Raw genomic sequence first — 24,148 nt, 5'->3', positions numbered from 1 at the left:
CTCCGGGCCGCTTCTCATCGCGGCCCGGAGCGGTTCTGCAAGATGCGAACGGAAGACTGCCATGGCTCGCCCCGACATCGCTGCGCACGAGACGCCAGCAACGCCGCTTCTTGAAGCGCGCTCAATAACCAAATCCTTTCTCGGAGTAACTGCGCTTGATCACGTCGATTTCGTGCTCAATCGTGGTGAAATACACGCGCTGCTCGGCGAAAACGGGGCAGGAAAATCAACGCTTATCAAGATATTGACTGGCGCCTATCATGGCTTTGACGGTTCGGTTTTGCTTGATGGACAAGAAATTGCGCCAGCTTCCGTTTCAGAAGCGCAGACGCTTGGTATCGGCACGGTCTATCAGGAGGTCAATCTCTTGGAGAATCTGACCGTTGCCGAAAACCTGTTTTTGGGTCGTCAGCCACGGCGTTTCGGTTTCATCGACCGTCGCCGCATGGAGACGGACGCAGCCACCCTGCTCGCGCGCTATGGCCTCACCATTGATGTCGGCGCACCTCTGTCCGCTTATTCGGTGGCGATCCGGCAGATTATCGCAATAGCCCGCGCCGTCGATGTTTCCGGCAAGGTGCTGGTGCTGGATGAGCCGACCGCCAGTCTTGATGCCCGCGAAGTCGAGATGCTGTTTGGTGTGCTGCGTCAGTTGAAAGCCGAAGGCCTCGGCATCATCGTCATCACGCATTTTCTGGATCAGGTCTATGCCATTGCCGATTGCGTCACCGTACTGCGCAATGGCCGGCTGGTTGGCAGTCGCAATCTTTCAGAACTACCGCGCACCGATTTGATCTCAATGATGCTTGGCCATCAGTTGCAGGAAACCGTCCGCAGACAGCTGACGGAAGAAGCAAGCGATAACGGGACTGCCCCCATTCGCTTTTCAGGCTTTGGTAAAAAAGGCAGTGTTGCACCATTCGATCTTGCCATCAAGCCGGGTGAAGCGGTCGGCATTGCAGGCCTTCTCGGCTCTGGCCGGACAGAAACCGCATTGCTCATGTTCGGCGTCGATCAGGCAGACAGCGGTGCACTCATGGTTGATGGCAAAGACACAAAGCTGCCCTCACCTGTTGCAGCCATTGCCGAACGCTTTGCCTTCTGCCCGGAAGAGCGCAAAACCGATGGCATCATCGGCGATTTTTCGGTGGCAGAAAATATCGCGCTCGCCATACAGGCAAAACACGGCTGGTCGAAGCCGATTTCCTCACGCGAAAAAGCAGCGCTTGCAGAGCGCTATATCAAGGCGCTGGATATCCGCCCCGCAGATCCAGACAAACCGATCAAGTTTCTATCGGGCGGTAACCAGCAAAAGGCCATTCTGGCACGCTGGCTGGCCACCGATCCGCGCCTGCTGATTCTGGATGAACCAACCCGCGGCATCGACATCGGCGCCCATGCGGAAATCCTCAAACTGATCGGCGAACTCTGCACCGAAGGCATGTCTCTGGTGATTATTTCATCCGAGTTTGAGGAGCTTGCGGCGGTGGCAAACCGCGTTGTCGTGCTCTCAGACCGCCGCCATGTGGCAGAACTTTCGGGCGCAGAAATCACCGCCGACAATATCGTGCGTGCCATCGCCGAGACCGGAAGCATAAAGGAAGATGCAGCATGATGGCGCGTATTGGCAAAAAACTGAAAAGACTAAGCCCACAGCTCGCAGCCCTTGCGCTCATTCTGATTGTAAACACCATTATATCACCGGGCTTTCTGGGCATTTCTTTTCAGAACGGGCGCCTCTACGGAAGCCTGATCGATATTCTGGTACGTGCTGCGCCCGTTGCCATTCTCGCCGTCGGCATGACACTGGTGATTGCGACACGCGGTATTGATCTGTCGGTCGGCGCGGTCATGGCAATCAGCGGCGCTGCGGCTGCATCGCTCATCGTTTCTGGCTATCCGCTGGCGATCGTCATTCCCGTGGCACTCGGCGTGGGTCTGCTCTGCGGTCTATGGAACGGCTTTCTTGTCGCCGTTTTCGACATCCAGCCGATCATCGCAACGCTGATATTGATGGTGGCTGGGCGTGGCATCGCGCAGCTTATCACCGAAGGCGCAATCCTCACCTTCAACAATGATTCCTTTGCAACTCTTGGCTCCGGTTCGTTTCTTGGCGTGCCGGTGCCGGTGCTGATCTGGATATTGGCAGGCCTTGTCGTCGGGCTTGTCGTGCGCTCGACAGCGCTTGGCTTCCTGATTGAAGCAACCGGCATCAACCGCCGCGCAGCCATGCTGGCAGGCGTTAAAGCCCGCTTTCTTCTGTTCAGCGTCTATGCAGTATCAGGCGTTTGTGCAGCGCTTGCCGGACTGATCGCAACCGCCGATATTCGCGGCGCAGATGCCAACAATGCCGGCCTCTGGCTTGAACTCGATGCCATTCTGGCGGTCGTCATCGGCGGCACATCATTGAATGGCGGACGTTTCTCGATCATGGCATCGCTGCTCGGCGCGCTGATCATCCAGTCGATCAATACCGGCATTCTGATGGCTGGGTTTCCGCCAGAATTCAACCTCATCATCAAGGCAGGCATTATCGTGATCGTACTCACGTTCCAGTCGCCTGCAATTGCTGGCTTCTTCACCTTCCTGCGCGCTGAACGCAAAGGCAATACAACCAATACAAACCAACATAGCCAACAGGGAGCACGGCAATGAGAGTGCTTCGCAATCTGCCTTTCGTCACAACGGTCGCGATTTTCCTGCTCGCCTATGCGGTCTGCGTGATCCAGTTCCCGAACATGCTGTCAACACGAGTGATCGGTAATCTTCTGACGGACAATGCCTTTTTAGGTATCGCAGCCGTTGGCATGACCTTTGTGATCATCTCCGGCGGCATCGACCTATCAGTCGGATCAGTCATCGCCTTTACCAGCGTTTTTGTGGCAGTCCTTGTAGGACATGGCGTGCATCCGTTGATCGCCTTTGGCCTCATTCTGGTGATTGCCGCAATGTTTGGCGCGTGGATGGGTATGATGATCCATTATCTCGGGATACCGCCTTTTGTGGCAACGCTTGCAGGCATGTTTCTCGCACGCGGTGCGGCATTCCTGATCTCGACGCAGTCTGTGCCGATTTCGCATCCATTCATCGAAACCTTACAGGGCTTTTACTTCAGGCTTCCCGGTGGTGGCAGACTGACTTTTGTCGCCATGCTGATGCTGGCTGTCTTCATCATCGGCGGCATCATTGCGCATCGCACACGCTTTGGCGCAAACATCTATGCGCTCGGCGGCAATGCACAATCGGCAGAACTGATGGGCGTTCCCATTGGCCGCACGACAATCGGCATCTATACGATGTCGGGCATGCTTTCCGGCTTGGCAGGCATCGTTTATACGCTCTACACATCATCCGGCTATTCGCTGGCAACCGTTGGAGTGGAGCTTGACGCCATTGCATCGGTGGTCATCGGCGGCACACTTCTCACCGGTGGCGCCGGTCTGGTGGCAGGTACGTTCGTCGGTATTCTGATACAGGGCCTCATACAGACTTATATCGTTTTCGATGGAACGCTGTCTTCGTGGTGGACAAAAATAGCAATCGGTATCTTGCTGTTCCTGTTCATTGCGCTACAGCGAGGACTTGTATGGTTTTCCGATATAAGACTCGCGCGTCAACGCATGAAGGAGGCCTGAATTGGGATTACTGGAAACGGCCATAACCGGACGCAAGCGCCATAACAGCCACGCCGTTGTCGTGGGTGAACTGGGGCGCGGCATCGTCGCAGGCACCATTCCCGAAGGCTCGATACTTCCGGGCGATAACGAATTGTCGCTGCGCTTTGGCGTTTCCCGCACTGTTCTGCGCGAAGCGATGAAAACGCTGTCTGCAAAACGCCTGATCGAACCAAAAGCCAAAGTTGGAACCCGTGTGCTCGGCGCAAGCAGCTGGAACTTTTTTGATCCTGACGTGCTGACATGGCGGTTCGAAGCAGGCTTTGATGAGGTCTTTGTCGATCATCTGGCGGAAATGCGCATGGCGCTTGAACCAGCTGCTGCCGCTGCTGCCGCAAAAAATGCAACCAGCGAGGAACTTGTTGAGCTTTATGCGCTTGCTGCGAAATTTGACGACCCCATGCATACGCCAGAATCCATCGCTAAGGTCGACCTTGAGTTTCATCTGGCAATTGCCCGCATGTCAGGCAATCCGTTCATGCGTTCCGTGAGCAGCCTGATTGAAGCAGCGCTTGCAATTTCGTTCCAGTTATCGTCTCCGGCAAGTTCACCCGAAGGCATTGCAGAATGTGCCGCCAATCACATGCGCATTGCTCATGCAATTGCCTCGCGCGATCAGCAAAAAGCACGTGCTGCGATGGAAAGCGTGATCGCGCTTGGCGTTGACCGTATACGCGAAGAAATCTGATTACGTGACTTTGAGATCGAACTTCGGATCGCCGCGCAACGTATTGCTGACGGTGCAGATTTGCTCGGCCACCTCTGCAAGACGATGCTTTTCATCTTCCGTGAGATCGCCATCGAAATGAAATGTTACAGCGAATCGTTCGATGCGTGACGGGCCTTCATGTGCCTTATCGCCTTTTACCTCCACCCGAACATGGTCAAGCTTTTCACGCAATTCGAGCTTGGTCGCAGCAACACGCGCACTGAGCGCCATGCAGGCTGCAAGTGATGCATAGATCAGATCGAGCGGGTTAAAACCCGGCTGGCTGACGCTGGTGACAATCTCCACCGCGCCGCCTGTCGGCGTTGTGATTGTCGGCAGCTTGCCATGTGGCATTTCCGCGACCGCCCCGGTTTCGCGGGTTCTGAATTTCAGTTCACTCATCACCAAAGCCTCCAATACTTCACACAACACCTATCATTTCAAACGATCAATCAAGGCCATTGCAGCTTGTGGGTTGTGCGCCTTATGGCCGCTGATGACATAAAGATAAACATCGCGGGCAACGTTATCGGGAAGCGGTGGCGTGATGGTTTTAAGACTATCGGGCACATGCCCAACCGCAATTGCTTTGGCCCGCTCTGCCCAATGGTCAAGATCCGCCTCGCTGTAGCCGAGCTTCTGGCCTTCCTGCGTACCCATGATGCGCAGATAGGCAAAAGGCGCAGTCATATCAGCAATTTCCACGAATTTGCTGTCGCCCGCAATCACCACCGCAACGCCATATTCCCGCAGCAGCGCGATGAAATCCGGAGAGTTGAAACTGTCGTGGCGCACTTCGACCGCATGGCGCAGATCACGCCCATCGACACGTTTTGGCAGAAGCTTGAGAAAAGCTTCAAAATCGGCTGGATCGAACTTTTTCGTACCCATGAACTGCCAGTTGATGACACCAAGCTTGTCTTTGAGCTCAAGCAGTCCGCCGGTCACGAATTTCTCGATGCTCTCTCCCGCCTCGGCCAGCACCCGCCGATTGGTCGAAAAGCGCGGCGCTTTCAGCGAAAAAACGAAATCATCCGGCGTTCCATCATGCCATTTGGCAAAAGTCGTGGGCTTTTGCGGACCATAATAGGTGCTGTTGATTTCAATCGAAGTCAGCTTGCTCGAAGCATATTCGAGCTGGCGTTTTTTGGAGAGCTTTTCCGGATAGAAACTCTTGTCCCACTCCTCGAAAGCCCAGCCGCCAATACCCACACGGATTCTGCCTGAATTTGTCTCACGCATTTCATCCATACCTTCGCGACATGAGTTCATCAGCTTTGCTCATCATATTTAGGCTGTTTTCACAGCCTCCGCTATGCTGTTATCACTGTGCTTTACTGGAGGAGTAAACAAATGTCGGAAACAAAAGATCCGATCGTTATCGCCAGTGCGGTACGAACACCGATCGGAAGTTTTCAAGGCGCGCTCAAGGGGGAGAGTGCAACAGCACTGGGCGCAGCCACAATCAAGGAAGCGGTTCACCGGGCGAAGCTTGACCCCGATCAGATCGACGAAGTGCTTATGGGTTGTGTGTTGCCCGCAGGGCTCGGACAGGCACCCGGACGTCAAGCCGCAATTCATGCCGGTCTTCCGCAATCTGTGCCCTGCTCAACCATCAACAAGGTTTGCGGATCGGGTATGAAAACCGTCATGCTGGGCGCCGATCTCATTGCCGCAGGAAGTGCGGACATTGTGGTTGCAGGCGGCATGGAAAGCATGACCAATGCACCTTATTTGCTTGAAAAAGCACGCAGTGGCTATCGCATGGGCCACGGCAAAATCTACGATCACATGTTTCTCGACGGTCTTGAAGACGCCTATGACAAAGGCCGTGCCATGGGAACATTCGCGGAAGAAACAGCAGATCACTACCAGTTCACGCGTGAGCAACAGGACGAATTTGCCCTCCGCTCACTTTCGCGCGCACTCAAGGCAGCTGAGGCGGGTTCTTTCGCACAAGAGCTGGTCCATGTTGCAGCGCTTGACCGCGACGAGCAGCCAACCCGCGCAAAGCCCGAAAAAATACCAAACCTCAAGCCTGCCTTCCGCGAAGGCGGCACGGTTACAGCCGCCAATTCCTCATCGATTTCCGATGGTGCGGCATCGCTTACCCTGATGCGCCTGTCCAAAGCCCAAAAGCTGGGCGCAGAACCGCTTGCCATTATTCACGGCCACGCAAGCCACGCACAACAGCCCTCGCTCTTCACCACAGCCCCGATTTTTGCGATGAAAAAACTCTTCGACAAAACCGGCTGGACTGCACGCGACGTTGATTTGTTTGAAATCAATGAAGCTTTCGCTGTGGTTGTTATGGCTGCAATGCAGGAACTCGACCTCCCCGCTGACACCGTGAATATCCATGGCGGTGCCTGCGCTATGGGCCATCCGATTGGCTGCTCCGGCGCGCGCATCATCGTTACCCTGCTTCATGCCATGAAGCTGAACGATCTCAAGCGCGGCATGGCTTCAGTCTGTATCGGTGGCGGCGAAGCAACAGCCATTGCTGTTGAAACAATATGAGGGGGAAAATGGATATTGAAGGAAAAATCGCCATCGTCAGCGGTGGTGCATCAGGCCTTGGTGCCGCAACCGCACGTGCGCTTGCAGCCAAAGGCGCGAAAGTTGCAATCCTCGATTTCAATATTGACGGCGCCAATACAGTGGCAGCCGAAATCGGCGGCATCGCCATTCAATGCGATGTTTCAGACGCTGCAAGTGCTGAGGCCGCGTTCAAGGCAATCGGCGAAAAGCTCGGATCACCACAGATTCTTGTCAATTGCGCGGGCGTAGCACCAGCAAAGAAAATGCTGGCGCGTGATGGCAGCGTCATGCCGCTTGATGATTTCCGCAAAGCGGTTGAGATCAACCTGATCGGCTCGTTCAATCTGCTGCGGCTGTTTGCCGATGTCGCCTCCAAAAGCGAAGCCCTGCCAACGGGCGAGCGCGGCGTTGTCATCAACACAGCATCGGTTGCGGCCTTTGACGGCCAGATCGGCCAAACGGCCTATGCAGCGTCTAAAGGCGGCATCGTCGGCCTGACATTGCCTGCGGCACGCGAACTTGCCCCCCTTGGCATTCGTGTGTGCGCCATTGCACCCGGTATTTTTGAAACCCCCATGCTCAAAGGCCTGCCGCAGCCTGCACAGGATGCGTTGGGCCAGATGGTTCCTTTCCCCCCGCGTCTGGGTCGGCCAGACGAATATGCGGCACTCGCGCTGCATATTATCGAAAACAGCATGCTCAACGGCGAAACCATTCGGCTCGATGGTGCGCTGCGTATGCCTCCGAAATAGAGCGCATGCGCGCCAAAGTCGTTCAGACATTTTGAGAGTAGGGAAATGCATAAAACCTCAACAAACAGCAACATACGGACCGGTGGCCAGATATTGGTGGATGCACTCGGCATTCACGGCGTTGACCGCGTTTTCTGTGTGCCCGGCGAAAGCTACCTTGCGGCGCTCGATGCTTTCCATGACGTCAGTGACCAGATCGATCTTATCGTCTGCCGTCAGGAAGGTGGGGCTTCTTACATGGCCGAAGCCTATGGCAAGCTGACCGGCAAGCCCGGCATCTGCTTTGTAACACGCGGCCCCGGTGCCACCAATGCTTCCGTGGGCGTTCATACCGCGTTTCAGGATTCCACACCGATGCTTCTGTTCATCGGGCAGGTTGCAAGCGATCAGGTGGAACGGGAGGCATTTCAGGAAGTCGATTATCGCCGCATGTTCGGCCAGATGGCCAAATGGGTGGTGCAGATCGATGACGCAGCCCGCATCCCGGAACTGGTCAGTCAAGCTTTCCATCGCGCGGTCAACGGACGCCCCGGCCCTGTGGTCATCGCTCTCCCCGAAGATATGCTGACCTCACACGCAACCGTCAGCGATGCACCGGCCTATAAACATGTCGAGATGCATCCGGGAAGCGATCAGCTACAGGACATGAAATCGCTGCTCGAAAAGGCCGAGCGTCCACTGATGATCGTGGGCGGCGGCGGCTGGAATAGCCAAGCGGTTCGCGACCTGCAAACATTCGCTGAAAACATGTCGCTGCCTGTTGCAGCGTCTTTCCGTTGTCAGGATATGTTCGACAATCATCATCCACTTTATGCCGGTGAAATGGGAACGTCGATCAGCCCGAAACTCGCCGCCCGCGTTAAAGATTCCGATCTTTTGCTGGTGGTGGGTGCGCGCCTTGGTGAAATGACCACGCAGGGCTATGAGCTGGTCAACATTCCTGTGCCAAAGCAGAAGCTCATCCATGTCCATCCGGGTGCGGAAGAACTTGGCCGTGTCTATCATGCTGATATTCCGATCAATGCCAGCATGACAGCCTTCACCAAAGCAGCCTCAAAGCTTGAGCCTATCTCTAACCCTCGGTGGAAAGCATGGGCTGAAAGCGCCAAAGCCGATTACCGTGACAATCTGAAAACGCCGACAATTCCCGGTGACGTTCAGATGGGTGAGATCATGGAATGGCTGCGCGCACATCTCGACGGTGATGCCATCATCACCAATGGTGCAGGCAATTATTCGGCATGGCCGCACCGCTTTTATCAGTACCGCACCTATCGCAGCCAGCTGGCACCAACCAATGGCTCCATGGGCTATGGTGTGCCAGCTGCCGTTGCCGCCAAGCTGACCGCACCAGAACGCACAGTCGTCTGTTTCGCCGGTGACGGCTGTTTTCTGATGAATGGCCAGGAGCTTGCAACGGCTGCGCAATATGAAGCCAATGCGATTTTCATTGTGGTCAATAACGGCATGTATGGCACGATCCGTATGCATCAGGAGCGCACCTATCCGGGCCGCGTTTCCGGCACTGGCCTTGCAAATCCCGACTTTGCAGCGCTCGCGCGCGCCTATGGCCTGCATGGGGAAACGGTGGAAAAGACCGCAGACTTTGCGGAAGCTTTCAAGCGCTGCGAGCAATCGGGTAAGCCGGGGCTGATTGAAATCCGCATCGACCCGGAAGCCCTTTCGCCCAAAATGACGCTCAGCCAGATGCGCGAACAGGGATTAGCCAAACAGAGATAACGAGTCTCTTTTGCTTTCGACTTCAAGCCGAGTTTTTCACCATCATGAAAACTCGGCAAGATCCCGCAGGCGCCGATTCAATCCATTTAAATGGCGCGAATCCCCCTACCGTTCGGAGATATTGCCGTGATGTCACGTATGAACAGGTCTTAAAGCAGACAATACAACTTTAGTTTATATCGATACAATTTACAGTAGACTTCATCGCTCAAGTCGCACATAAACCGCCCGGGTTGCAATGGGAGGGGAAATTGCGAACACTTAATCTTTTTATTATTGGTTTTGGCTTTAGCGCACTTGTCATGACCTGCATTTATGCACTTGTTGGTGGATTACATTAAGATTGAAGAAGGCTCTCGCCTAAGAAGCTTGCCGAGGCTTCGCGCACTGCTCCAAGCATAAAATCACTGATCACTCTGATACGCGGTGCGGCCATAACATCGACATGGCAATTCATCCAATATTCGCGCTCAAGATACATTTCCTTTGGCAGAACCGGCACAAGTTCAGAATATTGGCTGGCAATGAAAAATGGCAACACACACAGCCCATAGCCTGTCAATGTTGCCACCAGTTGCGCATGAATGCTTGAGCCTTGATAATTGCAACGCTTTCCAGGCAAAATTTCACGCATGTAATCAAGACCGGGTGTAAACACCATATCGTCTATATAGCCGATAAAAGGATGCTGGGTCATATCTTCACGCGTTTTGATCGCTGAATGACAATTCAGATAATCGCGATGCCCATAAACAAACAAACGATAGGGCGTGAGTTTTTCACTGTGATAAGGCCCGGTACGCGGCATATGCAGCGTGATCGAAAGCTCCGCCTCACGCCGCGACAGCGACATGATTTGCTGGATGGTCACCACTTCCACAGAAAGACTTGGATAGGATTGGGCTAGCACTGGAAGGCGGTCTGCCAGAAAGAAATTGCCAAAACCTTCAAGGGTTGAAAGCCGCACCACACCCGACAATGCCGAAAAACTGCCCGTCGTCTCTGTCTGGAATTTCAGCGCCTCTCGCTCCATCACTTCCGCAGGCTCAACCAGTCGCTCGCCCATCGGCGTTAAAAGATAGCCGCGCGGATTGCGCTCAAAAAGCTTTGTTGCAAGCGCTTGCTCCAGACGATCAATGCGCCGCAGAACCGTAACGTGGCTGGTGCGTAATTGTCTTGCGGCAGTCGAAAGCTGGCCGGTGCGCGCGACCGCGAGAAAATATTGCAGATCATCCCATGAAAACTGCCGCAACGTTTCCTCCTTAAAGCTTCTGTACATTTTTGAACAGACACTGTTCAAAAATTGCTATTCTTGTACGCATTTGTCAATGCTACCGTCCATAGGACAAGCCCGCATGGAGGCCCTAAAGGAGGAACGAGCCGGGCAGAAGCATATGGGTGCCTAATCATGAGGAAGATTGGTCACCCTGTCTGAAAAGACGGCTTCAAATAAGCATTCCGTCCGACTTTGTCGCGACGATCATACGTTTTTGGGAGGAACACTGAATGAAACTTTTTGCACTTGCTACGGCTGCACTTTTTGCTGCAACCGCAATTTCATCCGCAGCGGAAATATCAGACGGCAAAGTCAAAATCGGCATTCTGAACGACCAGTCTGGCGTTTATGCTGACTTCGGCGGCAAATGGTCGTATGAGGCGGCCAAAATGGCTGCTGAAGATTTTGGCGGCACTGTGCTGGATGCGCCGATTGAAATCATCACTGCCGACCACCAGAACAAGCCGGACGTTGCAGCCAATATCGCCCGTCAGTGGTATGATACCGAACAGGTCGATGCCATCATGGAGCTGACCAGCTCCTCCGTGGGTCTCGCTGTTCAGGCACTCTCCAAAGACAAAAAGAAAATCACCATCAATACAGGTGCCGCGACATCGGAACTCACAGGCAAGCAATGCACACCTTACGGTTTCCACTGGGCCTATGACACCCATGCGCTGGCGGTCGGCACAGGTGGCTCGCTCGTTGAACAGGGCGGCGACACATGGTATTTCCTGACAGCGGACTATGCTTTCGGCTATTCGCTGGAAGAACAGACGTCGAAATTCGTAGAATCCAAGGGCGGTAAAGTCCTTGGCTCGGTTCGCCATCCACTGAGCAGCACCGATTACTCTTCCTTCCTGCTACAGGCGCAGGCATCGGGTGCCAAGGTCGTTGGCCTTGCCAATGCCGGTCTTGATACATCCAATGCGATCAAACAGGCTGCGGAATTCGGCATCGTGGCCGGTGGCCAGCGTCTTGCGGCTTTGCTCTTCACGCTTGCGGAAGTGCACGGACTGGGCCTTGACGCGGCACAGGGCCTGACACTCACCGAAGGATTTTACTGGGATCGCGACGATGAATCGCGCGAGTTCAGCAAGCGCTTTTTCGAGCGCACCGGCCGCATGCCGAACATGATTCAGGCAGGCACCTATTCGGCAGTTCTTCAGTATCTGAAAGCCATCAAGGAAGCAGGCACCGACGAGACGGAAGCCGTCGCCAAGAAGCTGCATGAAATGCCGGTCAATGATGTTTTTGCCCGCAACGGCAAAGTCGGACCCAATGGCCGCATGATCTATGACATGTATCTCATGGAAGTGAAAAAGCCTGACGAAAGCAAGGCTCCATGGGACTACTATAAGGTGCTGGCCACCATCCCCGGCGATCAGGCTTACATGAAGCCGGAAGAAAGCGGCTGCCCACTGGTCACACAATAAGAGGCTAATGGGATGAACACAGCAACTCAAAATGCCACGGCTCTGCGAGAAGCAGAGCCGTCAGGGGCGGTTCTTTCGGCGCGCGGCCTGGGCAAGTCGTTTGGCGGCTTTCATGCGGTGAAGAATGTCGATCTTGATGTCGAGCACGCCCGCGTTCATGCGCTGATCGGGCCGAATGGCGCAGGCAAGACGACCGTTTTCAACCTGCTTACCAAGTTTCTCCAGCCAACAAGCGGCGAGATTACGTTGCTTGGCGAAAGCATCACCAAAACCAATCCTGCCAAAGTGGCGCGGATGGGTCTGGTGCGTTCGTTCCAGATTTCCGCAACTTTTCCGCATTTGACTGTGCTGGAAAACGTCAAGGTCGCGCTTCAGCGTCCGAGTGGTCTGGCCACGCAATTCTGGCGGCCTTTGTCGGCACTTGACCGGCTGGATGCACAGGCGGTTGAGCTGCTGGAGCGCGTCGGTCTTGCCGATGCCCGTCATGCGCTGGCCGCCGATCTTTCTTATGGCCGCAAGCGCGCGCTTGAAATCGCAACCACACTTGCACTTGATCCGAAAGTGCTGCTGCTTGATGAGCCAATGGCCGGCATGGGGCACGAAGATGTGCACACAATTGCCGCCCTCATCACCGATGTCGCAAAAGATCGCGCGGTGCTGATGGTCGAACACAATCTCAAAGTGGTGGCCGACATCGCCCACCACGTCACGGTGCTGCAACGCGGCGAAATTCTCGCATCGGGCACTTATTTAACCGTTGCACAGGACGAGCGCGTGCGTACCGCTTATATGGGAACCGAACATGAATAGAGGCCAACCTCTGCTTTCCGTGCGCGGGCTCAATGCCTGGTATGGCGAAAGCCATGCGTTGCACGGCGTCGATCTCGATATCTACCCCGGTGAAACCATCACGCTTTTGGGCCGCAATGGCGTTGGCAAAACCACAACGCTGCGCACGATCATGGGCATCATCCGCAAGCGCACCGGCACCATCACGCTTGATGGCAAAGACATTCTGCGTGTGCCGCTGCATCGCATTGCCCGCACGGGCCTTGGCTTTGTGCCGGAAGAGCGCGGGATCTTTGCAACGCTCAACGTGCATGAAAATCTGCTGCTGCCACCGGTTGTCGCCAAAGGCAGCGGCGCCATGTCACTCGATGAGATTTACGAACTGTTCCCCAATCTCTATGAGCGCCGCAACAGCCCCGGCACCAAGCTTTCGGGTGGCGAACAGCAGATGCTGGCGATTGCCCGTATTCTGCGCACCGGCGTCAAAATTCTACTGCTGGATGAGCCGACCGAAGGGCTTGCGCCCGTCATCATCCAGCGCATCGGCGATGTGCTGGTGGAACTCAAAAAGCGCGGCATGACCGTGCTTCTGGTCGAGCAGAACTTCCGCTTTGCCGCAAAAGTCGCAGACCGTTTTTATCTGATGGATCATGGTGTGGTGACAGAGAACTTCCCCACCGCTGAGCTGCCCGAACGTATGGCAGCCCTAAACGAAGCTCTGGGGGTCTGAACCAATGACAATGATCTTCGGCATCCCTGTTCAGGCACTTCTTGGGCAGTTGCTCGTGGGCCTTATCAACGGGTCTTTCTATGCAATTCTGAGCCTTGGCCTCGCCATCATCTTCGGGCTTTTGCGCATCATCAACTTTGCCCATGGCGCGCAATATATGCTTGGCGCCTTTGTCGGCTATCTGCTGTTGAGCGGCCTTGGCATCGGCTATTGGCCAGCGCTTATTCTGGCTCCGCTGATCGTGGGTCTGGGCGGCGCCATCATCGAGCGAGTTGCGCTTTCAAGGCTTTATAATCTCGATCCGCTTTATGGGCTGCTGTTTACCTTTGGTCTGGCACTCGTGATCGAAGGCACTTTCCGCTATTATTATGGCGCTGCCGGTCAGCCCTATGCCGTGCCGCCATCCCTTGCAGGCGGCAATAATCTCGGCTTCATGTTCCTGCCCAACTATCGCGCATGGGTGGTTGTGGCATCACTCGTCATCTGTATCGGCACCTGGCTTTTAATCGAAAAAACCAAGCTCGGCGCTTATTTGCGTGCAGCAACCGAAAACCCCACACTGGTTAAAGCCTTTGGCATCAATGTGCCGCTGCTTCTCACCTTCACCTATGCGCTGGGTGCGGCCCTTGCTGGCTTTGCCGGAATTCTGGCAGCACCCATCTATCAGGTCAGCCCGCTGATGGGCTCCAACATCATCATCGTGGTTTTTGCCGTGGTCGTGGTTGGCGGCATGGGGTCGATCTTAGGCGCGATCATCACCGGCTATGTGCTCGGGCTGGCCGAAGGTCTGACCAAGGTGTTCTATCCTGAAGCCTCCAGCATCGTCATCTTCGTTATCATGGCTATCGTCCTTCTGGTGCGACCCGCCGGACTGTTCGGGAAGGAGGCCTGATATGACTGATACCGCTCTTAAAGCAACGGCTGCACCGCACGCGGCAAAGGCACCCGCCCTCAACAGCCTCTCGGCGATCGTTTTGGCTGTAGCCCTCATCGGCCTGATCGCAGCCCCGTTCATGGTCTACCCGATCTTTCTGATGAAGATGCTGTGCTTTGCGCTGTTTGCCTCCGCCTTCAATCTGCTGCTTGGCTATACCGGCATTCTGTCGTTCGGCCATGCGGCTTTCTTTGGCGGCGCTGCCTATGTGACGGCCCATGCGGTCAAGGAATGGGGTGTCACGCCCGAAATCGGCATTCTGCTCGGTATGCTCACAGCCGCAGGCCTTGGCCTCATCATCGGCTATCTCGCCATTCGCCGTCAGGGCATCTATTCGACAATGATCACGCTGGCCTTAGCGCAGATGTTCTTCTTCTTCTGTCTGCAGGCGGCCTTCACGCATGGTGAAGACGGGTTGCAGGGCGTGCCACGCGGCTATCTGTTTGGCATCATTGATCTCAACCAGCCGATGAACATGTATTATCTGGTGCTGGCACTCTTCGTGATCGGAGTCTTTGCGATCTGGCGCATCATCAATTCGCCGTTCGGGATGATCCTCAAATCAGTCCGCGAAAACGAGAACCGTGCCGTGTCGCTGGGCTATTCCGTCAATCACTACAAGCTTGCAGCCTTTGTGATGTCGGCAGCGCTTGCAGGCCTTGCAGGCGGTATGAAGGCCCTGGTCTTCCAGTTTGCAACACTGACCGATGTAGGCTGGCAGATGTCGGGCGAAGTGATCCTGATGACACTGCTTGGCGGCATTGGAACGCTGATCGGCCCAATCGTCGGTGCAGCCTTCGTGGTAGCTTTGCAAAACTACCTCGCAACCTCCGACTTCCCCGTCACAATCGTCACCGGCATCATCTTCATGGCCTGCGTTCTGCTCTTCCGCAGAGGCATCGTCGGCGAGTTCTATGCCTCGCGGCTTGGAAAGAAATTGTTCGGATAACCGACGGAGCCGCACGCTCATCAGATAGCGGCTCCACCTTTTTACTGGATATGAAATCATGACCGACACCTACGATTACATCGTGGTTGGCGCGGGCACGGCAGGGTGTGCGCTTGCGAACCGGCTTTCCGCAGATAAAAACCGTTCCGTGCTGCTGCTTGAAGCAGGCGGCAAAGACAATTACGCGTGGATTCACATCCCCGTCGGCTATCTCTATTGCATCGGTAACCCGCGCACCGACTGGTGCTTTACAACTGAAGCGGAACCCGGCCTGAACGGTCGTTCTCTGGGCTATCCGCGCGGCAAGGTGCTTGGCGGCTGTTCCTCAATCAACGGTATGATCTATATGCGCGGACAGGCACGCGATTATGATCTGTGGCGCCAGGCCGGTTGCGACGGCTGGGGCTGGGACGACGTGCTGCCCGTCTTCAAAAAGTCGGAAGACTATTTTGAAGGCGCAAGCGAGCTGCATGGTACGGGCGGCGAATGGCGCGTTGAAAACGCACGTCTGCACTGGGATATTCTGGATGCCTTCCGCGATGCAGCGGTTGCGGCCGGAATTCCAGCAACCGACGATTTCAATCGCGGCGACAATGAAGGCGTGTCCTATTTTAAGGTCAACCAGAAGCGCGGCATTCGCTGGAACACGGCCAAAGCCTTTCTGCGGCCGGCCCGTGACCGCCCCAACCTGCGCGTTGAAACCGGCGCGCATGTTCGCCGCATAGAGATCGAAGAATTACGCGCAACGGGTGTTACCTTTGATCAAAATGGCACAACCCGAACCGTCAAAGCAAAGCGCGAGATTATTCTGACGGCAGGCTCTGTCGGCTCGCCGCAGATATTGGAGCTTTCCGGCGTGGGACGGGGCGATGTACTGCAACAGGCAGGCATTGCGCCTAAACTCGAACGCAAACAGTTGGGCGAAAACTTGCAGGACCATCTGCAACTGCGCTGCGCTTATAAAGTGACCGGCATTCCAACGCTCAATGAAAAGGCCAGCAAGCTTTTCGGCAAAGCCATGATCGGCCTTGAATATTTCCTGCGCCGTTCTGGTCCCATGTCGATGGCACCCAGCCAGCTCGGTGCTTTCACCCGCTCAGACCCGTCCTATGAAACAGCCAATCTGCAATATCATGTGCAGCCATTGAGCCTTGAGAAATTCGGCGAGGCCGTTCACCCCTTCCCGGCCTTTACGGCATCGGTCTGTAATCTGCGCCCCGACAGCCGCGGCTCAATTCATATCAAGTCCCCCGATCATCGGACCCAACCGTCCATCCGCCCCAACTATCTGGCAACGGAAAGTGACCGCCGCGTTGCAGCCGACGCCATCCGCCTCACCCGCCATATCGTAGCACAGGCACCTTTGCAGAAATATCGCCCGGAAGAATTCAAGCCCGGTCCGTCTTACGAAACGCAGGAACAGCTGGAGAAAGTGGCAGGCGATATCGGAACCACAATTTTCCATCCCGCCGGCACGTGCCGAATGGGCGCGGATGCAGAAGCAATTGTCGATCCGCGTCTCAGACTGAACGGCATTCAGGGGCTACGTGTGGCCGATGCCTCGGTCATGCCCACGATCACCTCCGGCAACACAAACTCACCCACTTTGATGATTGCAGAGAAAGCCGCACAAATGATTATCTCAGACAATCGTTAGAACCAGATTCTGGTCAATGCCGTGAGCGGAAATAGCAATCCGCTCACATGCCTGTGAACGCAATTTCAAAATCGCTGACTCGCACGAATCAGAAATAATTTTCCTTGTTTATTGCCGTACAAACAGGAATTATCGGCCCCAAGGTGGGCAGGGGGAGAAAGATCATCTAACATGATCACTTTCCGGGACCGGCTCTCCAAAAAACTTGAGACAAGGAAATTAAAAATGTCGTCAGTCCTTTCCCGCTATTCGCTGACCCGCCGCGCGGGTCTGAAAGCTGCTCTCTTCACCGCAGCAGCCCTCACCCTTGGTTTTGCAGCCGCGCCAAGCCACGCAGAAGACAAGACCATCAAGGTCGGCATCATGGGCGGCGAAGATGAAGACGTCTGGAAAGTCGTTGCCGAAGAAGGCAAGAAGCATGGCCTCATCATCGAACGCGTGACATTCAATGATTACAACCAGCCAAATGAAGCGCTGGAACGCAAGGAAATCGACGCGAACGCCTTTCAGCACAAGCCTTACCTCGACGAACAGATCAAGCAGCACGGTTACAAGATCAGTGTGGCCGGTTACACCGCTGTCTGGCCAATCGGCATCTATTCGCGCAAGATCAAAAGCCTTGATGAAATCAAAGAAGGCGCAGTTATCGGCGTGCCGAACGATCCATCGAATGAAGGTCGCGCACTGCGCGTGCTTGAAGAAAAGGGCCTCATCAAGCTGAAGCCAGATGCAGGTATTCTGGCAACCCCAATCGACATCATCGAAAATCCAAAGAAACTTGAAATCAAGGAGCTTGACGCCGGTGTCGTTGGCCGTTCGATTGATGATCTGGATGTCGCCATCGTGAACAACGACTGGGCCGCCAAGGCTGGCCTGAAGAAGGAAGAAGCGATCGGTTGGGAATCCAAGGAAAACAACCCATACAACAACTTCATCGCAGTCCGCACCGAAGATGAAAATGCTGACTGGGTAAAGAACCTTGTTGCCTCCTTCCAGAATGACGCAGTGAAGGCAGAGCTTGACCGCGTTTACAAGGGCACAGGCATTCCAGCCTGGAATTAATTCCTTAAAGCGCCTTAAAGACCGCGCCGGAAAAAGCTTTTCCGGCGCGGCTTTTATTGACGTACGCAAAAAAATTGCCCAAAAGCATCGGCGCGCGCTTGATAAAAAGCGCCCATGCCCTTTGGCGTCATTTTCCTTGAAGCCTTATCGATTTAGCAAGTCGCGGTTTTAACGCGGCATAAGAAACAGAAGACACGACCGTGACCATTGAACCGCCACCAGCAACATCCGCGCCCATCGTCGCCATGAAAGACGTGCGCCGAATGTTCGGCGAAACACCGGCAATCAATGGCGTCTCTCTTTCCGTCGCACGCGGCGAAATCCTCGGTATCATCGGACGCAGCGGCGCGGGTAAATCCACGCTGATTCGTTGCGTCAACGGCCTTGAAAAGCCGGATAGCGGCTCAATCCAGATTGAAGGCCGTGAAATCACCAACCTTGATGAAAACGCGCTGCGTCCTGTGCGCCGCCGCATCGGCATGGTGTTTCAGCACTTCAATCTCCTGTCCGCCAAGACCGTCGCGCAAAATGTTGCCCTGCCGCTCAAAATTGCCGGTATGCCAAAAGCCCAACGCATCAAGCGCGTGGCAGAGCTGCTTGATCTCGTCGGTCTTTCCGACAAGGCAAAGCAATATCCGGCACAGCTTTCCGGCGGCCAGAAGCAGCGCGTCGGCATTGCGCGTGCACTTGCTGCCGAACCCGCCGTTCTGCTTTCTGACGAAGCCACCTCGGCACTCGATCCTGAGACAACCCAATCAATTCTGGCGCTGCTCAAAGACATCAACACCAAGCTTGGCCTGACCATTCTGCTCATCACCCATGAGATGGAAGTCATCCGCCGCATCGCCGATCGGGTGATCGTTCTGGATCATGGCGCAATCGCCGAAGAAGGTCCGGTCTGGAAAGTCTTTGCCAATCCACAGTCGCCCATCACGCAAAGCATGTTGCAGGTGCTGGAGCCGGAACTGCCTGTCGTGTGGCGCGAGCGCCTCGACAAGACCGGCGATCTTGCCATTCTTAAGGTCAAGCTTTCAGGCGATGCCGCCAAAAGCGCATTTTTTAGCGAAGCAACACTTGCGACTGGTATTGCGCTGCAACTGATCCATGGCGGCATGGATACCATTCAGGGCGAGCCGGTTGGAACCATGTTCATTGGCCTGCCCACGCAGGACAAAGCAAAACTGGACGCCGCACTCGCCTATCTCAACACCCATGCAGACGCCACGGAGGTTCTCGGCTATGTCTCAGGCAATGCTTGATCTTCTCTGGCGCTCCTTCTGGGAGACCATCATCATGACCGGCTTTTCGAGCCTGATTTCGCTCGTCGTCGGCCTTCCGCTGGCTCTCATCATGATTCTGACCGAACGGGGTGGCCTTGCGCAAAATCTGACAGTCAACACCATCCTCGGTGCCATCATCAATGGCTTCCGTTCTGTGCCCTTCATCATTTTGCTGGTGGCACTCATTCCGGTGACGCGTTTTGTTGTCGGCACATCAATCGGCACGTGGGCGTCTATCGTGCCATTGTCAATCGCAGCCATTCCCTACTATGCGCGTATCGCTGAAGTCTCGTTGCGTGAAGTGGATAACGGCCTGGTGGAAGCGGCCCGTTCAATGGGCGCAAACCGCTGGACAATCGTGCGTGAAGTGCTGGTGCCCGAAGCGCTACCGGGCATTATCGCAGGCTTTACCGTCACCATCATCACGCTTATTGGCGCGTCTGCAATGGCTGGTGCCATTGGTGCGGGGGGCTTGGGTGATCTGGCTATCCGCTACGGCTATCAGCGCTTTGAAACGCAGATCATGGTCGCCGTGGTGATTATTCTCATCATTATGGTGTGCGGCATTCAGCTGATCGGCGACTCTCTCGTCAATCGTCTCGACAAGCGCAACCTGCGTTCAAGGGCTTAAACCAATTTATCTTGCTCTCTGACGGAAACCTGCTTCCAGTGTGTTTCCGTCGGGATCGAAAACGAGAGCCGCATAATAGCCCATCTCTTCGGGCCCCTGATAGGCTGGCTTGCCGCTCTCAATGCCACCCGCCTGAACCGCTGCACGGAAAAAAGCCTCTACATCTTCACGACTGACCGCAGTAAACATCAAGTGAAGATGATTGCCCGGCTTGCCGTCAGGCGCGTCTGCATCCGGTTTCCGGCTTTTATGGATCCACAAAAATGGCACAGGCGCCCTTTCCCCACCATTAACGAAGAAACCTCGGTCTGCGTGGGAAATAACCGCCAGCCCAAGCGTGGGCATGCAGCTTTCATAAAAAGAAAGGCTGCGGCGAAGATCTCTAGTTTCAAAGCCAATATGATCGAAAAGCGACATACAACTATTATATGTCGCCTTTAAATAAAGGAAAGCGGCACCCCCTATTTTGGAGAGTACCGCCCTTATTATTATTCACAAAGAAATGATCAGCTGCGCGTGCGCGCCAGACCAGCCTTGGCAGGCTGATAATTCGGATCAAGCTGCGTGGCGCGCAAGTAAGAATTGGCAGCCTTGGCCTTATCACCACGGTGTTCGTAAACCAGCGCCTGATTGGCCCAGCTTTCAGCGATATTTCCATCAAGCGTAATGGCTGTATTGAAATCGTCAAAAGCATTGTCGTAGTCGCCCAGAGCAACATAGGACAGGCCGCGACCATTATAAGGTTCCGGTGCAGTGGAATTAAGCGAAATGGCTTTTGAGAAATCTTCAATCGCCTGCTTATGCTGCCCCTTGGCCTGATAGATCAAACCGCGATTGTGATAGGCGCGTCCATCTGTGGTCTGAAGCGCAATCGCCTGATTAAAGTCGCTCAATGCCTGATCAAGGCGTCCGGCCTGCCGATAGACATTACCGCGCCCGATATAAGCGGCATCATACTGCGGATTAATCTGGATCGCCCGGCTATAATCCTGCGCGGCTTTACCGCTGTCACCCATATAACGATAGATCAGCGCACGGTTTGCATAAGCCTGATAGAAATTTGGGTTGAGTGCAATCGCCTGATCGAAATCGCGCAGCGCCTCCTTGTAACGGCCAGCTTTGCCATAGGCAGAGCCACGCACATTATAAGTTTCAGGATCACGCGGATTGCTCTGAATGACACTGGTCAGCGAACTGATGTTCTCACTTGAACCCTGCGCACGATCAATCGAAGTCAACACATTGTTGGAGGAACTCTGACAACCGACAAGGCCAAGTGCCAGAACGGCTGTTGCAGCCAACAGGCTGTTACGGGCAAAAAATTTCCCGGACGAATGCATACCCTTAAAGCGCATTGGCAACGGCAGTGTTCCTTTCTGCATGAGCGGAGCAAAGGAGCCTATCTTCAACTTTGTCCCCGGCTGCTTTAACAGCCACAATATTCTCATTCTATCGCACAGGAGAAGGCGGCAGGCAAAACCGCCGATCAACCCAACTGACGCAACAAGCTCAACGCCACAATAAAGGTCAGTATATGGCAGTCCGCTGACACTTCAAAACGACATGTCTTATCGCGTGAAGTGGCTCAAAACACCAACCCGATGTTCAGACATGCAAAAACCGGCGCGAGCCATAAGCTGCACCGGCAAGCAAAAGGCGCTACAAATGCAGCGCCAATTTCAGGTCACTTAGCGAGCTGCGGTACGACCGCCGCCGATAAGACCTTCACGCTGTGCGCGCTTACGAGCCAGCTTACGCGAACGGCGAACGGCTTCAGCCTTTTCGCGGGCGCGCTTTTCAGATGGCTTTTCATAATGGCCACGCATCTTCATTTCGCGGAAGATACCTTCGCGCTGCATCTTTTTCTTAAGAGCGCGGAGAGCCTGATCAACATTGTTATCGCGGACGAGTACCTGCACGTGTAATCCCGTATCGGTTAGAATTTCGATTGAGCCTGAGGCATTAAGGGCGTCTCTTAACGAGTTCCAGCTGATAGAGTCAACTGTATAAACGCCGAAAGGCTCCCAAGCTTCGCAACATAAACGCTGCAAATTGGGGCTGGCTTTACCAGATAGTCCGGCTTTTGTCCATATCAAGATAAAGCTTTGCCCGGCGTTCCGCATAAATAATGGACTCACGATAAATTATAGTGACGAAATCGCACCCAATAGGCTAGAGAGCCCCCACCTTCCGCACAATTCAGCCTCATTGCTCCACGATAGAAGCAATCCGGCAGTTCATAGCCTTTTCCCCTCGATTGATTCCTTCGCATCATATTCATGTCCCCACGCAAACGACTCGTTATTCAATTCACAGGCTATGAGGGCCTGCACCCCAAAGCCGTCCGCGTGCGACATGCGCTCGCGTTGAAAGATTTTGACCGGTTATGGAAAGCCAAAACAAAACTTTCGCCCATGACCGACGAGGCGGATGATTGCGGAACGCTGACCGCTCGAACAAAAGGCAATGGGTGGGAGACGGAAACGGAATTCTGCCAGTTTGGCACTGCGGATGTCTTCGATGATTATGCGGCACGCTCCACGCCAAAACGGATGCTTACCGGCTTTCGCGCTTTCATGAATATCTTATCTACAGGCACCCTGCTTCGCTATCTGCTAACCAGCTGGCGCTTTGTCATGTTTTTCCTATGGCCGTTTCTGCTGTCCATCCTCATCATAGCGATTGCAGCTCTGATCGCATCAGCACCCATGCTTGCAGGTTTCCCATCCTGGAATCTCGTCTGGTCGCTGCCGCTTGCTGCTGTGATTGCGACCTTGCTCGTGCGCTGGCCGGGCGACCGATTCTTCATGTCTTATCTGCTGGATGACTGGTCGGCAGCCTATGACCGCATTTATGGTCGCAATGACACGCTTATTGAGCGCCGCAAAGCGTTTGCCGAAGCGCTCAAAAAGAAAATCGAGCAAAGCAATGCCGACGAAGTGATTATTGTCGGCCACAGCCTGGGTACAGTACCTGCGGTTGAAGCTCTGGCGGATCTTCAGCGAGAGCGGCCTGACCTGCTCACAAAGCAGCCTGTATCAATGCTGGCCATCGGCTCATGCCTACTGATGATCGCACTGCACCCAAAGGCCCGGGCTTTGCGCGAAGACATGCGCGTGGTGATGAACGAAAGCCCTGTGCTCTGGTCGGAGTTTCAGGTTCTGACCGACATCATCCATTTTTACGGCTCTGATCCGGCCAAAGCATTGAAAATAAAGACTGAGAACCCGCCGCTCATCCATCGTATCCGCTTCAAGAACATACACAGTGAAAACCGCTACAAGCGTTCAAAAGGCAATTTCTTCCTGATGCATCTGCTTTACATGCGCGGTGCTGAGAAGAAGAATTTTTACGACTTTGGCATGTTCCTGCATGGCCCCTTCTTTTTCCGTGATCTGATGACCACCCAAAAAGACAAAGCCGCCCCTCTCGATGAAGAAGGACGACTTATCAATCCATAAGAACAGACGGATCAAGCCTTGGGCGGCTCAACCACAGCAATGGTGAGCCATGTCGCGGTGAGTGCTGGCTTGACCATATTCTCGACTTCCAGCGTCACTTCGTAATGATTGACCACGCGGCCTGAGGGACGAATATCGGCATCAGCGAGCTTGAACCGCGCGCGCACCCGCGCACCGGTCTTCACCGGTGACATGAAACGCACTTTGTCGAAGCCGTAATTAATCCCCATCGTGGCACCTTCCAGCATCGGCAGCGCTTCAAATGCCAGCGTCGAAAGCAGCGACAAGGTCAAAAAGCCATGCGCAATCGTGCCGCCAAATGGCGTTTCCTTGGCAGCACGATCTGGATCAACATGGATGAACTGATGATCATCCGTTGCATCCGCAAACTGGTTGATCATTTCCTGCGTGACTTCACGCCACTCGGAACATCCGATTTCCGTGCCAATCGCCTCGCGCAACTGGTCGAGCGTAATTGCGTCCTTCATGCCCTCAAACTTTCTGCTGAACTCAGACTCTCTTGTTAT

At 54.6% G+C, this 24,148-nt stretch carries 24 protein-coding genes; 17 read left to right on the top strand and 7 right to left on the bottom strand.

The window, feature by feature from the left end:
• The first annotated feature begins 61 nt into the window (after nucleotides 1–61).
• The 4 genes from ABE527_RS07660 to ABE527_RS07645 are packed head-to-tail and all read left to right on the top strand — an operon-like array spanning nucleotide 62 to nucleotide 4,362.
• A complete protein-coding gene (locus tag ABE527_RS07660) occupies nucleotides 62–1,615 on the top strand; it encodes a sugar ABC transporter ATP-binding protein (protein ID WP_499696559.1) in 1,554 nt (517 codons plus the stop codon).
• On the top strand, nucleotides 1,612–2,655 hold the full coding sequence (locus ABE527_RS07655) for an ABC transporter permease (protein WP_499696558.1): 1,044 nt from the start codon (nucleotides 1,612–1,614) through the stop codon (nucleotides 2,653–2,655). Before ABE527_RS07660 ends, ABE527_RS07655 begins: the two co-directional genes overlap by 4 nt.
• Complete coding sequence (gene yjfF, locus ABE527_RS07650) at nucleotides 2,652–3,635, top strand: galactofuranose ABC transporter, permease protein YjfF (protein WP_499694030.1); 984 nt, start codon at nucleotides 2,652–2,654, stop codon at nucleotides 3,633–3,635. The genes ABE527_RS07655 and yjfF overlap by 4 nt, the downstream gene beginning before the upstream one ends.
• Nucleotide 3,636: 1 nt before the next feature.
• The gene (locus ABE527_RS07645; protein ID WP_265985676.1) at nucleotides 3,637–4,362 is read left to right on the top strand and encodes a FadR/GntR family transcriptional regulator; all 726 of its coding nucleotides are present in this window, start codon (nucleotides 3,637–3,639) and stop codon (nucleotides 4,360–4,362) included.
• Here the strand turns inward: ABE527_RS07645 and ABE527_RS07640 are convergent, their stop codons facing one another.
• The gene (locus ABE527_RS07640) at nucleotides 4,363–4,785 is read right to left on the bottom strand and encodes an OsmC family protein (protein ID WP_499696557.1); all 423 of its coding nucleotides are present in this window, start codon (nucleotides 4,783–4,785) and stop codon (nucleotides 4,363–4,365) included. It abuts the gene before it with no gap.
• Between the two features lie 33 nt (nucleotides 4,786–4,818).
• Nucleotides 4,819–5,625 (bottom strand): DUF72 domain-containing protein, encoded by an 807-nt coding sequence (locus ABE527_RS07635; protein WP_499696676.1) that lies wholly within the window; start codon nucleotides 5,623–5,625, stop codon nucleotides 4,819–4,821.
• 111 nt (nucleotides 5,626–5,736) lie between these two features.
• Here ABE527_RS07635 and ABE527_RS07630 point away from each other — a divergent pair, with 111 nt between their 5' ends.
• The 3 genes from ABE527_RS07630 to ABE527_RS07620 are packed head-to-tail and all read left to right on the top strand — an operon-like array spanning nucleotide 5,737 to nucleotide 9,416.
• Nucleotides 5,737–6,903, top strand: coding sequence for an acetyl-CoA C-acyltransferase (locus ABE527_RS07630; RefSeq protein WP_499696556.1), 1,167 nt, complete (start codon nucleotides 5,737–5,739; stop codon nucleotides 6,901–6,903).
• 8 nt (nucleotides 6,904–6,911) lie between these two features.
• Nucleotides 6,912–7,676 carry an SDR family oxidoreductase gene (locus tag ABE527_RS07625; protein WP_499694033.1) on the top strand — a complete coding sequence of 255 codons (765 nt, stop codon included), beginning with the start codon at nucleotides 6,912–6,914 and terminating at the stop codon, nucleotides 7,674–7,676.
• 45 nt (nucleotides 7,677–7,721) lie between these two features.
• Nucleotides 7,722–9,416: a thiamine pyrophosphate-binding protein gene (locus ABE527_RS07620; protein ID WP_499696555.1), complete on the top strand. Its 1,695-nt coding sequence runs from the start codon at nucleotides 7,722–7,724 to the stop codon at nucleotides 9,414–9,416.
• A 337-nt stretch (nucleotides 9,417–9,753) separates the two neighbouring features.
• On the opposite strand, the gene ABE527_RS07615 is transcribed toward ABE527_RS07620, so the two are convergent.
• Entirely contained in the window at nucleotides 9,754–10,668 is a 915-nt protein-coding gene (locus ABE527_RS07615; protein WP_265985688.1) for a LysR family transcriptional regulator, read from the bottom strand.
• Between the two features lie 254 nt (nucleotides 10,669–10,922).
• On the opposite strand from ABE527_RS07615, the gene ABE527_RS07610 reads away from it, so the two are divergent.
• From ABE527_RS07610 to ABE527_RS07570, 9 genes are all read left to right on the top strand, one after another.
• Complete coding sequence (locus ABE527_RS07610; RefSeq protein ID WP_499696554.1) at nucleotides 10,923–12,128, top strand: ABC transporter substrate-binding protein; 1,206 nt, start codon at nucleotides 10,923–10,925, stop codon at nucleotides 12,126–12,128.
• A gap of 12 nt (nucleotides 12,129–12,140) precedes the next feature.
• Nucleotides 12,141–12,938 carry an ABC transporter ATP-binding protein gene (locus ABE527_RS07605; protein WP_499694036.1) on the top strand — a complete coding sequence of 266 codons (798 nt, stop codon included), beginning with the start codon at nucleotides 12,141–12,143 and terminating at the stop codon, nucleotides 12,936–12,938.
• Nucleotides 12,931–13,647 (top strand): ABC transporter ATP-binding protein, encoded by a 717-nt coding sequence (locus ABE527_RS07600; protein ID WP_396997153.1) that lies wholly within the window; start codon nucleotides 12,931–12,933, stop codon nucleotides 13,645–13,647. Before ABE527_RS07605 ends, ABE527_RS07600 begins: the two co-directional genes overlap by 8 nt.
• A gap of 4 nt (nucleotides 13,648–13,651) precedes the next feature.
• On the top strand, nucleotides 13,652–14,539 hold the full coding sequence (locus tag ABE527_RS07595; protein ID WP_265987216.1) for a branched-chain amino acid ABC transporter permease: 888 nt from the start codon (nucleotides 13,652–13,654) through the stop codon (nucleotides 14,537–14,539).
• Nucleotide 14,540: 1 nt separating this feature from the next.
• Nucleotides 14,541–15,530 (top strand): branched-chain amino acid ABC transporter permease, encoded by a 990-nt coding sequence (locus ABE527_RS07590; RefSeq protein ID WP_499694039.1) that lies wholly within the window; start codon nucleotides 14,541–14,543, stop codon nucleotides 15,528–15,530.
• Between the two features lie 58 nt (nucleotides 15,531–15,588).
• The gene (locus tag ABE527_RS07585) at nucleotides 15,589–17,187 is read left to right on the top strand and encodes a GMC family oxidoreductase (RefSeq protein WP_499696553.1); all 1,599 of its coding nucleotides are present in this window, start codon (nucleotides 15,589–15,591) and stop codon (nucleotides 17,185–17,187) included.
• Nucleotides 17,188–17,412: 225 nt separating this feature from the next.
• Nucleotides 17,413–18,249, top strand: coding sequence for a MetQ/NlpA family ABC transporter substrate-binding protein (locus ABE527_RS07580; protein ID WP_499696552.1), 837 nt, complete (start codon nucleotides 17,413–17,415; stop codon nucleotides 18,247–18,249).
• 200 nt (nucleotides 18,250–18,449) lie between these two features.
• Nucleotides 18,450–19,508 (top strand): methionine ABC transporter ATP-binding protein, encoded by a 1,059-nt coding sequence (locus ABE527_RS07575; RefSeq protein WP_499696551.1) that lies wholly within the window; start codon nucleotides 18,450–18,452, stop codon nucleotides 19,506–19,508.
• Nucleotides 19,489–20,160 (top strand): methionine ABC transporter permease, encoded by a 672-nt coding sequence (locus ABE527_RS07570; protein ID WP_499696550.1) that lies wholly within the window; start codon nucleotides 19,489–19,491, stop codon nucleotides 20,158–20,160. Before ABE527_RS07575 ends, ABE527_RS07570 begins: the two co-directional genes overlap by 20 nt.
• 6 nt (nucleotides 20,161–20,166) lie before the next feature.
• Here ABE527_RS07570 and ABE527_RS07565 read toward each other — a convergent pair whose 3' ends face one another.
• From ABE527_RS07565 to rpsU, 3 genes are all read right to left on the bottom strand, one after another.
• Nucleotides 20,167–20,577, bottom strand: coding sequence for a VOC family protein (locus tag ABE527_RS07565; RefSeq protein WP_499696549.1), 411 nt, complete (start codon nucleotides 20,575–20,577; stop codon nucleotides 20,167–20,169).
• An 89-nt stretch (nucleotides 20,578–20,666) separates the two neighbouring features.
• Complete coding sequence (locus ABE527_RS07560) at nucleotides 20,667–21,542, bottom strand: tetratricopeptide repeat protein (RefSeq protein WP_499696675.1); 876 nt, start codon at nucleotides 21,540–21,542, stop codon at nucleotides 20,667–20,669.
• A 306-nt stretch (nucleotides 21,543–21,848) separates the two neighbouring features.
• Nucleotides 21,849–22,079, bottom strand: coding sequence for a 30S ribosomal protein S21 (rpsU, locus tag ABE527_RS07555; RefSeq protein ID WP_187544203.1), 231 nt, complete (start codon nucleotides 22,077–22,079; stop codon nucleotides 21,849–21,851).
• A gap of 360 nt (nucleotides 22,080–22,439) precedes the next feature.
• Here rpsU and ABE527_RS07550 point away from each other — a divergent pair, with 360 nt between their 5' ends.
• Complete coding sequence (locus tag ABE527_RS07550) at nucleotides 22,440–23,621, top strand: alpha/beta hydrolase (RefSeq protein ID WP_499696548.1); 1,182 nt, start codon at nucleotides 22,440–22,442, stop codon at nucleotides 23,619–23,621.
• An 11-nt stretch (nucleotides 23,622–23,632) separates the two neighbouring features.
• On the opposite strand, the gene ABE527_RS07545 is transcribed toward ABE527_RS07550, so the two are convergent.
• On the bottom strand, nucleotides 23,633–24,109 hold the full coding sequence (locus ABE527_RS07545; RefSeq protein ID WP_499696547.1) for a MaoC family dehydratase: 477 nt from the start codon (nucleotides 24,107–24,109) through the stop codon (nucleotides 23,633–23,635).
• Nucleotides 24,110–24,148 lie beyond the last annotated feature (39 nt).

The sequence above is a fragment of the Brucella sp. TWI432 genome, assembly GCF_039674445.1.
In the GTDB taxonomy this organism is placed as follows: domain Bacteria; phylum Pseudomonadota; class Alphaproteobacteria; order Rhizobiales; family Rhizobiaceae; genus Brucella; species Brucella chromiisoli.
Note: the sequence above shows the minus strand (reverse complement) of the source record. Positions and strands in the feature narration are given on the sequence as shown.

Coding starts and splice junctions, on each gene's coding strand:
- ABE527_RS07560 (WP_499696675.1), bottom strand. CDS start 21,542: ATGCAGAAAGGAACACTGCCGTTGCCAATGCGCTTTAAGGGTATGCAT.
- ABE527_RS07640 (WP_499696557.1), bottom strand. CDS start 4,785: ATGAGTGAACTGAAATTCAGAACCCGCGAAACCGGGGCGGTCGCGGAA.
- ABE527_RS07545 (WP_499696547.1), bottom strand. CDS start 24,109: ATGAAGGACGCAATTACGCTCGACCAGTTGCGCGAGGCGATTGGCACG.
- ABE527_RS07620 (WP_499696555.1), top strand. CDS start 7,722: ATGCATAAAACCTCAACAAACAGCAACATACGGACCGGTGGCCAGATA.
- ABE527_RS07585 (WP_499696553.1), top strand. CDS start 15,589: ATGACCGACACCTACGATTACATCGTGGTTGGCGCGGGCACGGCAGGG.
- ABE527_RS07565 (WP_499696549.1), bottom strand. CDS start 20,577: ATGTCGCTTTTCGATCATATTGGCTTTGAAACTAGAGATCTTCGCCGC.
- ABE527_RS07610 (WP_499696554.1), top strand. CDS start 10,923: ATGAAACTTTTTGCACTTGCTACGGCTGCACTTTTTGCTGCAACCGCA.
- ABE527_RS07550 (WP_499696548.1), top strand. CDS start 22,440: ATGTCCCCACGCAAACGACTCGTTATTCAATTCACAGGCTATGAGGGC.
- ABE527_RS07595 (WP_265987216.1), top strand. CDS start 13,652: ATGACAATGATCTTCGGCATCCCTGTTCAGGCACTTCTTGGGCAGTTG.
- ABE527_RS07590 (WP_499694039.1), top strand. CDS start 14,541: ATGACTGATACCGCTCTTAAAGCAACGGCTGCACCGCACGCGGCAAAG.
- ABE527_RS07605 (WP_499694036.1), top strand. CDS start 12,141: ATGAACACAGCAACTCAAAATGCCACGGCTCTGCGAGAAGCAGAGCCG.
- yjfF (WP_499694030.1), top strand. CDS start 2,652: ATGAGAGTGCTTCGCAATCTGCCTTTCGTCACAACGGTCGCGATTTTC.
- ABE527_RS07600 (WP_396997153.1), top strand. CDS start 12,931: ATGAATAGAGGCCAACCTCTGCTTTCCGTGCGCGGGCTCAATGCCTGG.
- ABE527_RS07570 (WP_499696550.1), top strand. CDS start 19,489: ATGTCTCAGGCAATGCTTGATCTTCTCTGGCGCTCCTTCTGGGAGACC.
- ABE527_RS07635 (WP_499696676.1), bottom strand. CDS start 5,625: ATGCGTGAGACAAATTCAGGCAGAATCCGTGTGGGTATTGGCGGCTGG.
- ABE527_RS07580 (WP_499696552.1), top strand. CDS start 17,413: ATGTCGTCAGTCCTTTCCCGCTATTCGCTGACCCGCCGCGCGGGTCTG.
- ABE527_RS07660 (WP_499696559.1), top strand. CDS start 62: ATGGCTCGCCCCGACATCGCTGCGCACGAGACGCCAGCAACGCCGCTT.
- ABE527_RS07655 (WP_499696558.1), top strand. CDS start 1,612: ATGATGGCGCGTATTGGCAAAAAACTGAAAAGACTAAGCCCACAGCTC.
- ABE527_RS07630 (WP_499696556.1), top strand. CDS start 5,737: ATGTCGGAAACAAAAGATCCGATCGTTATCGCCAGTGCGGTACGAACA.
- ABE527_RS07625 (WP_499694033.1), top strand. CDS start 6,912: ATGGATATTGAAGGAAAAATCGCCATCGTCAGCGGTGGTGCATCAGGC.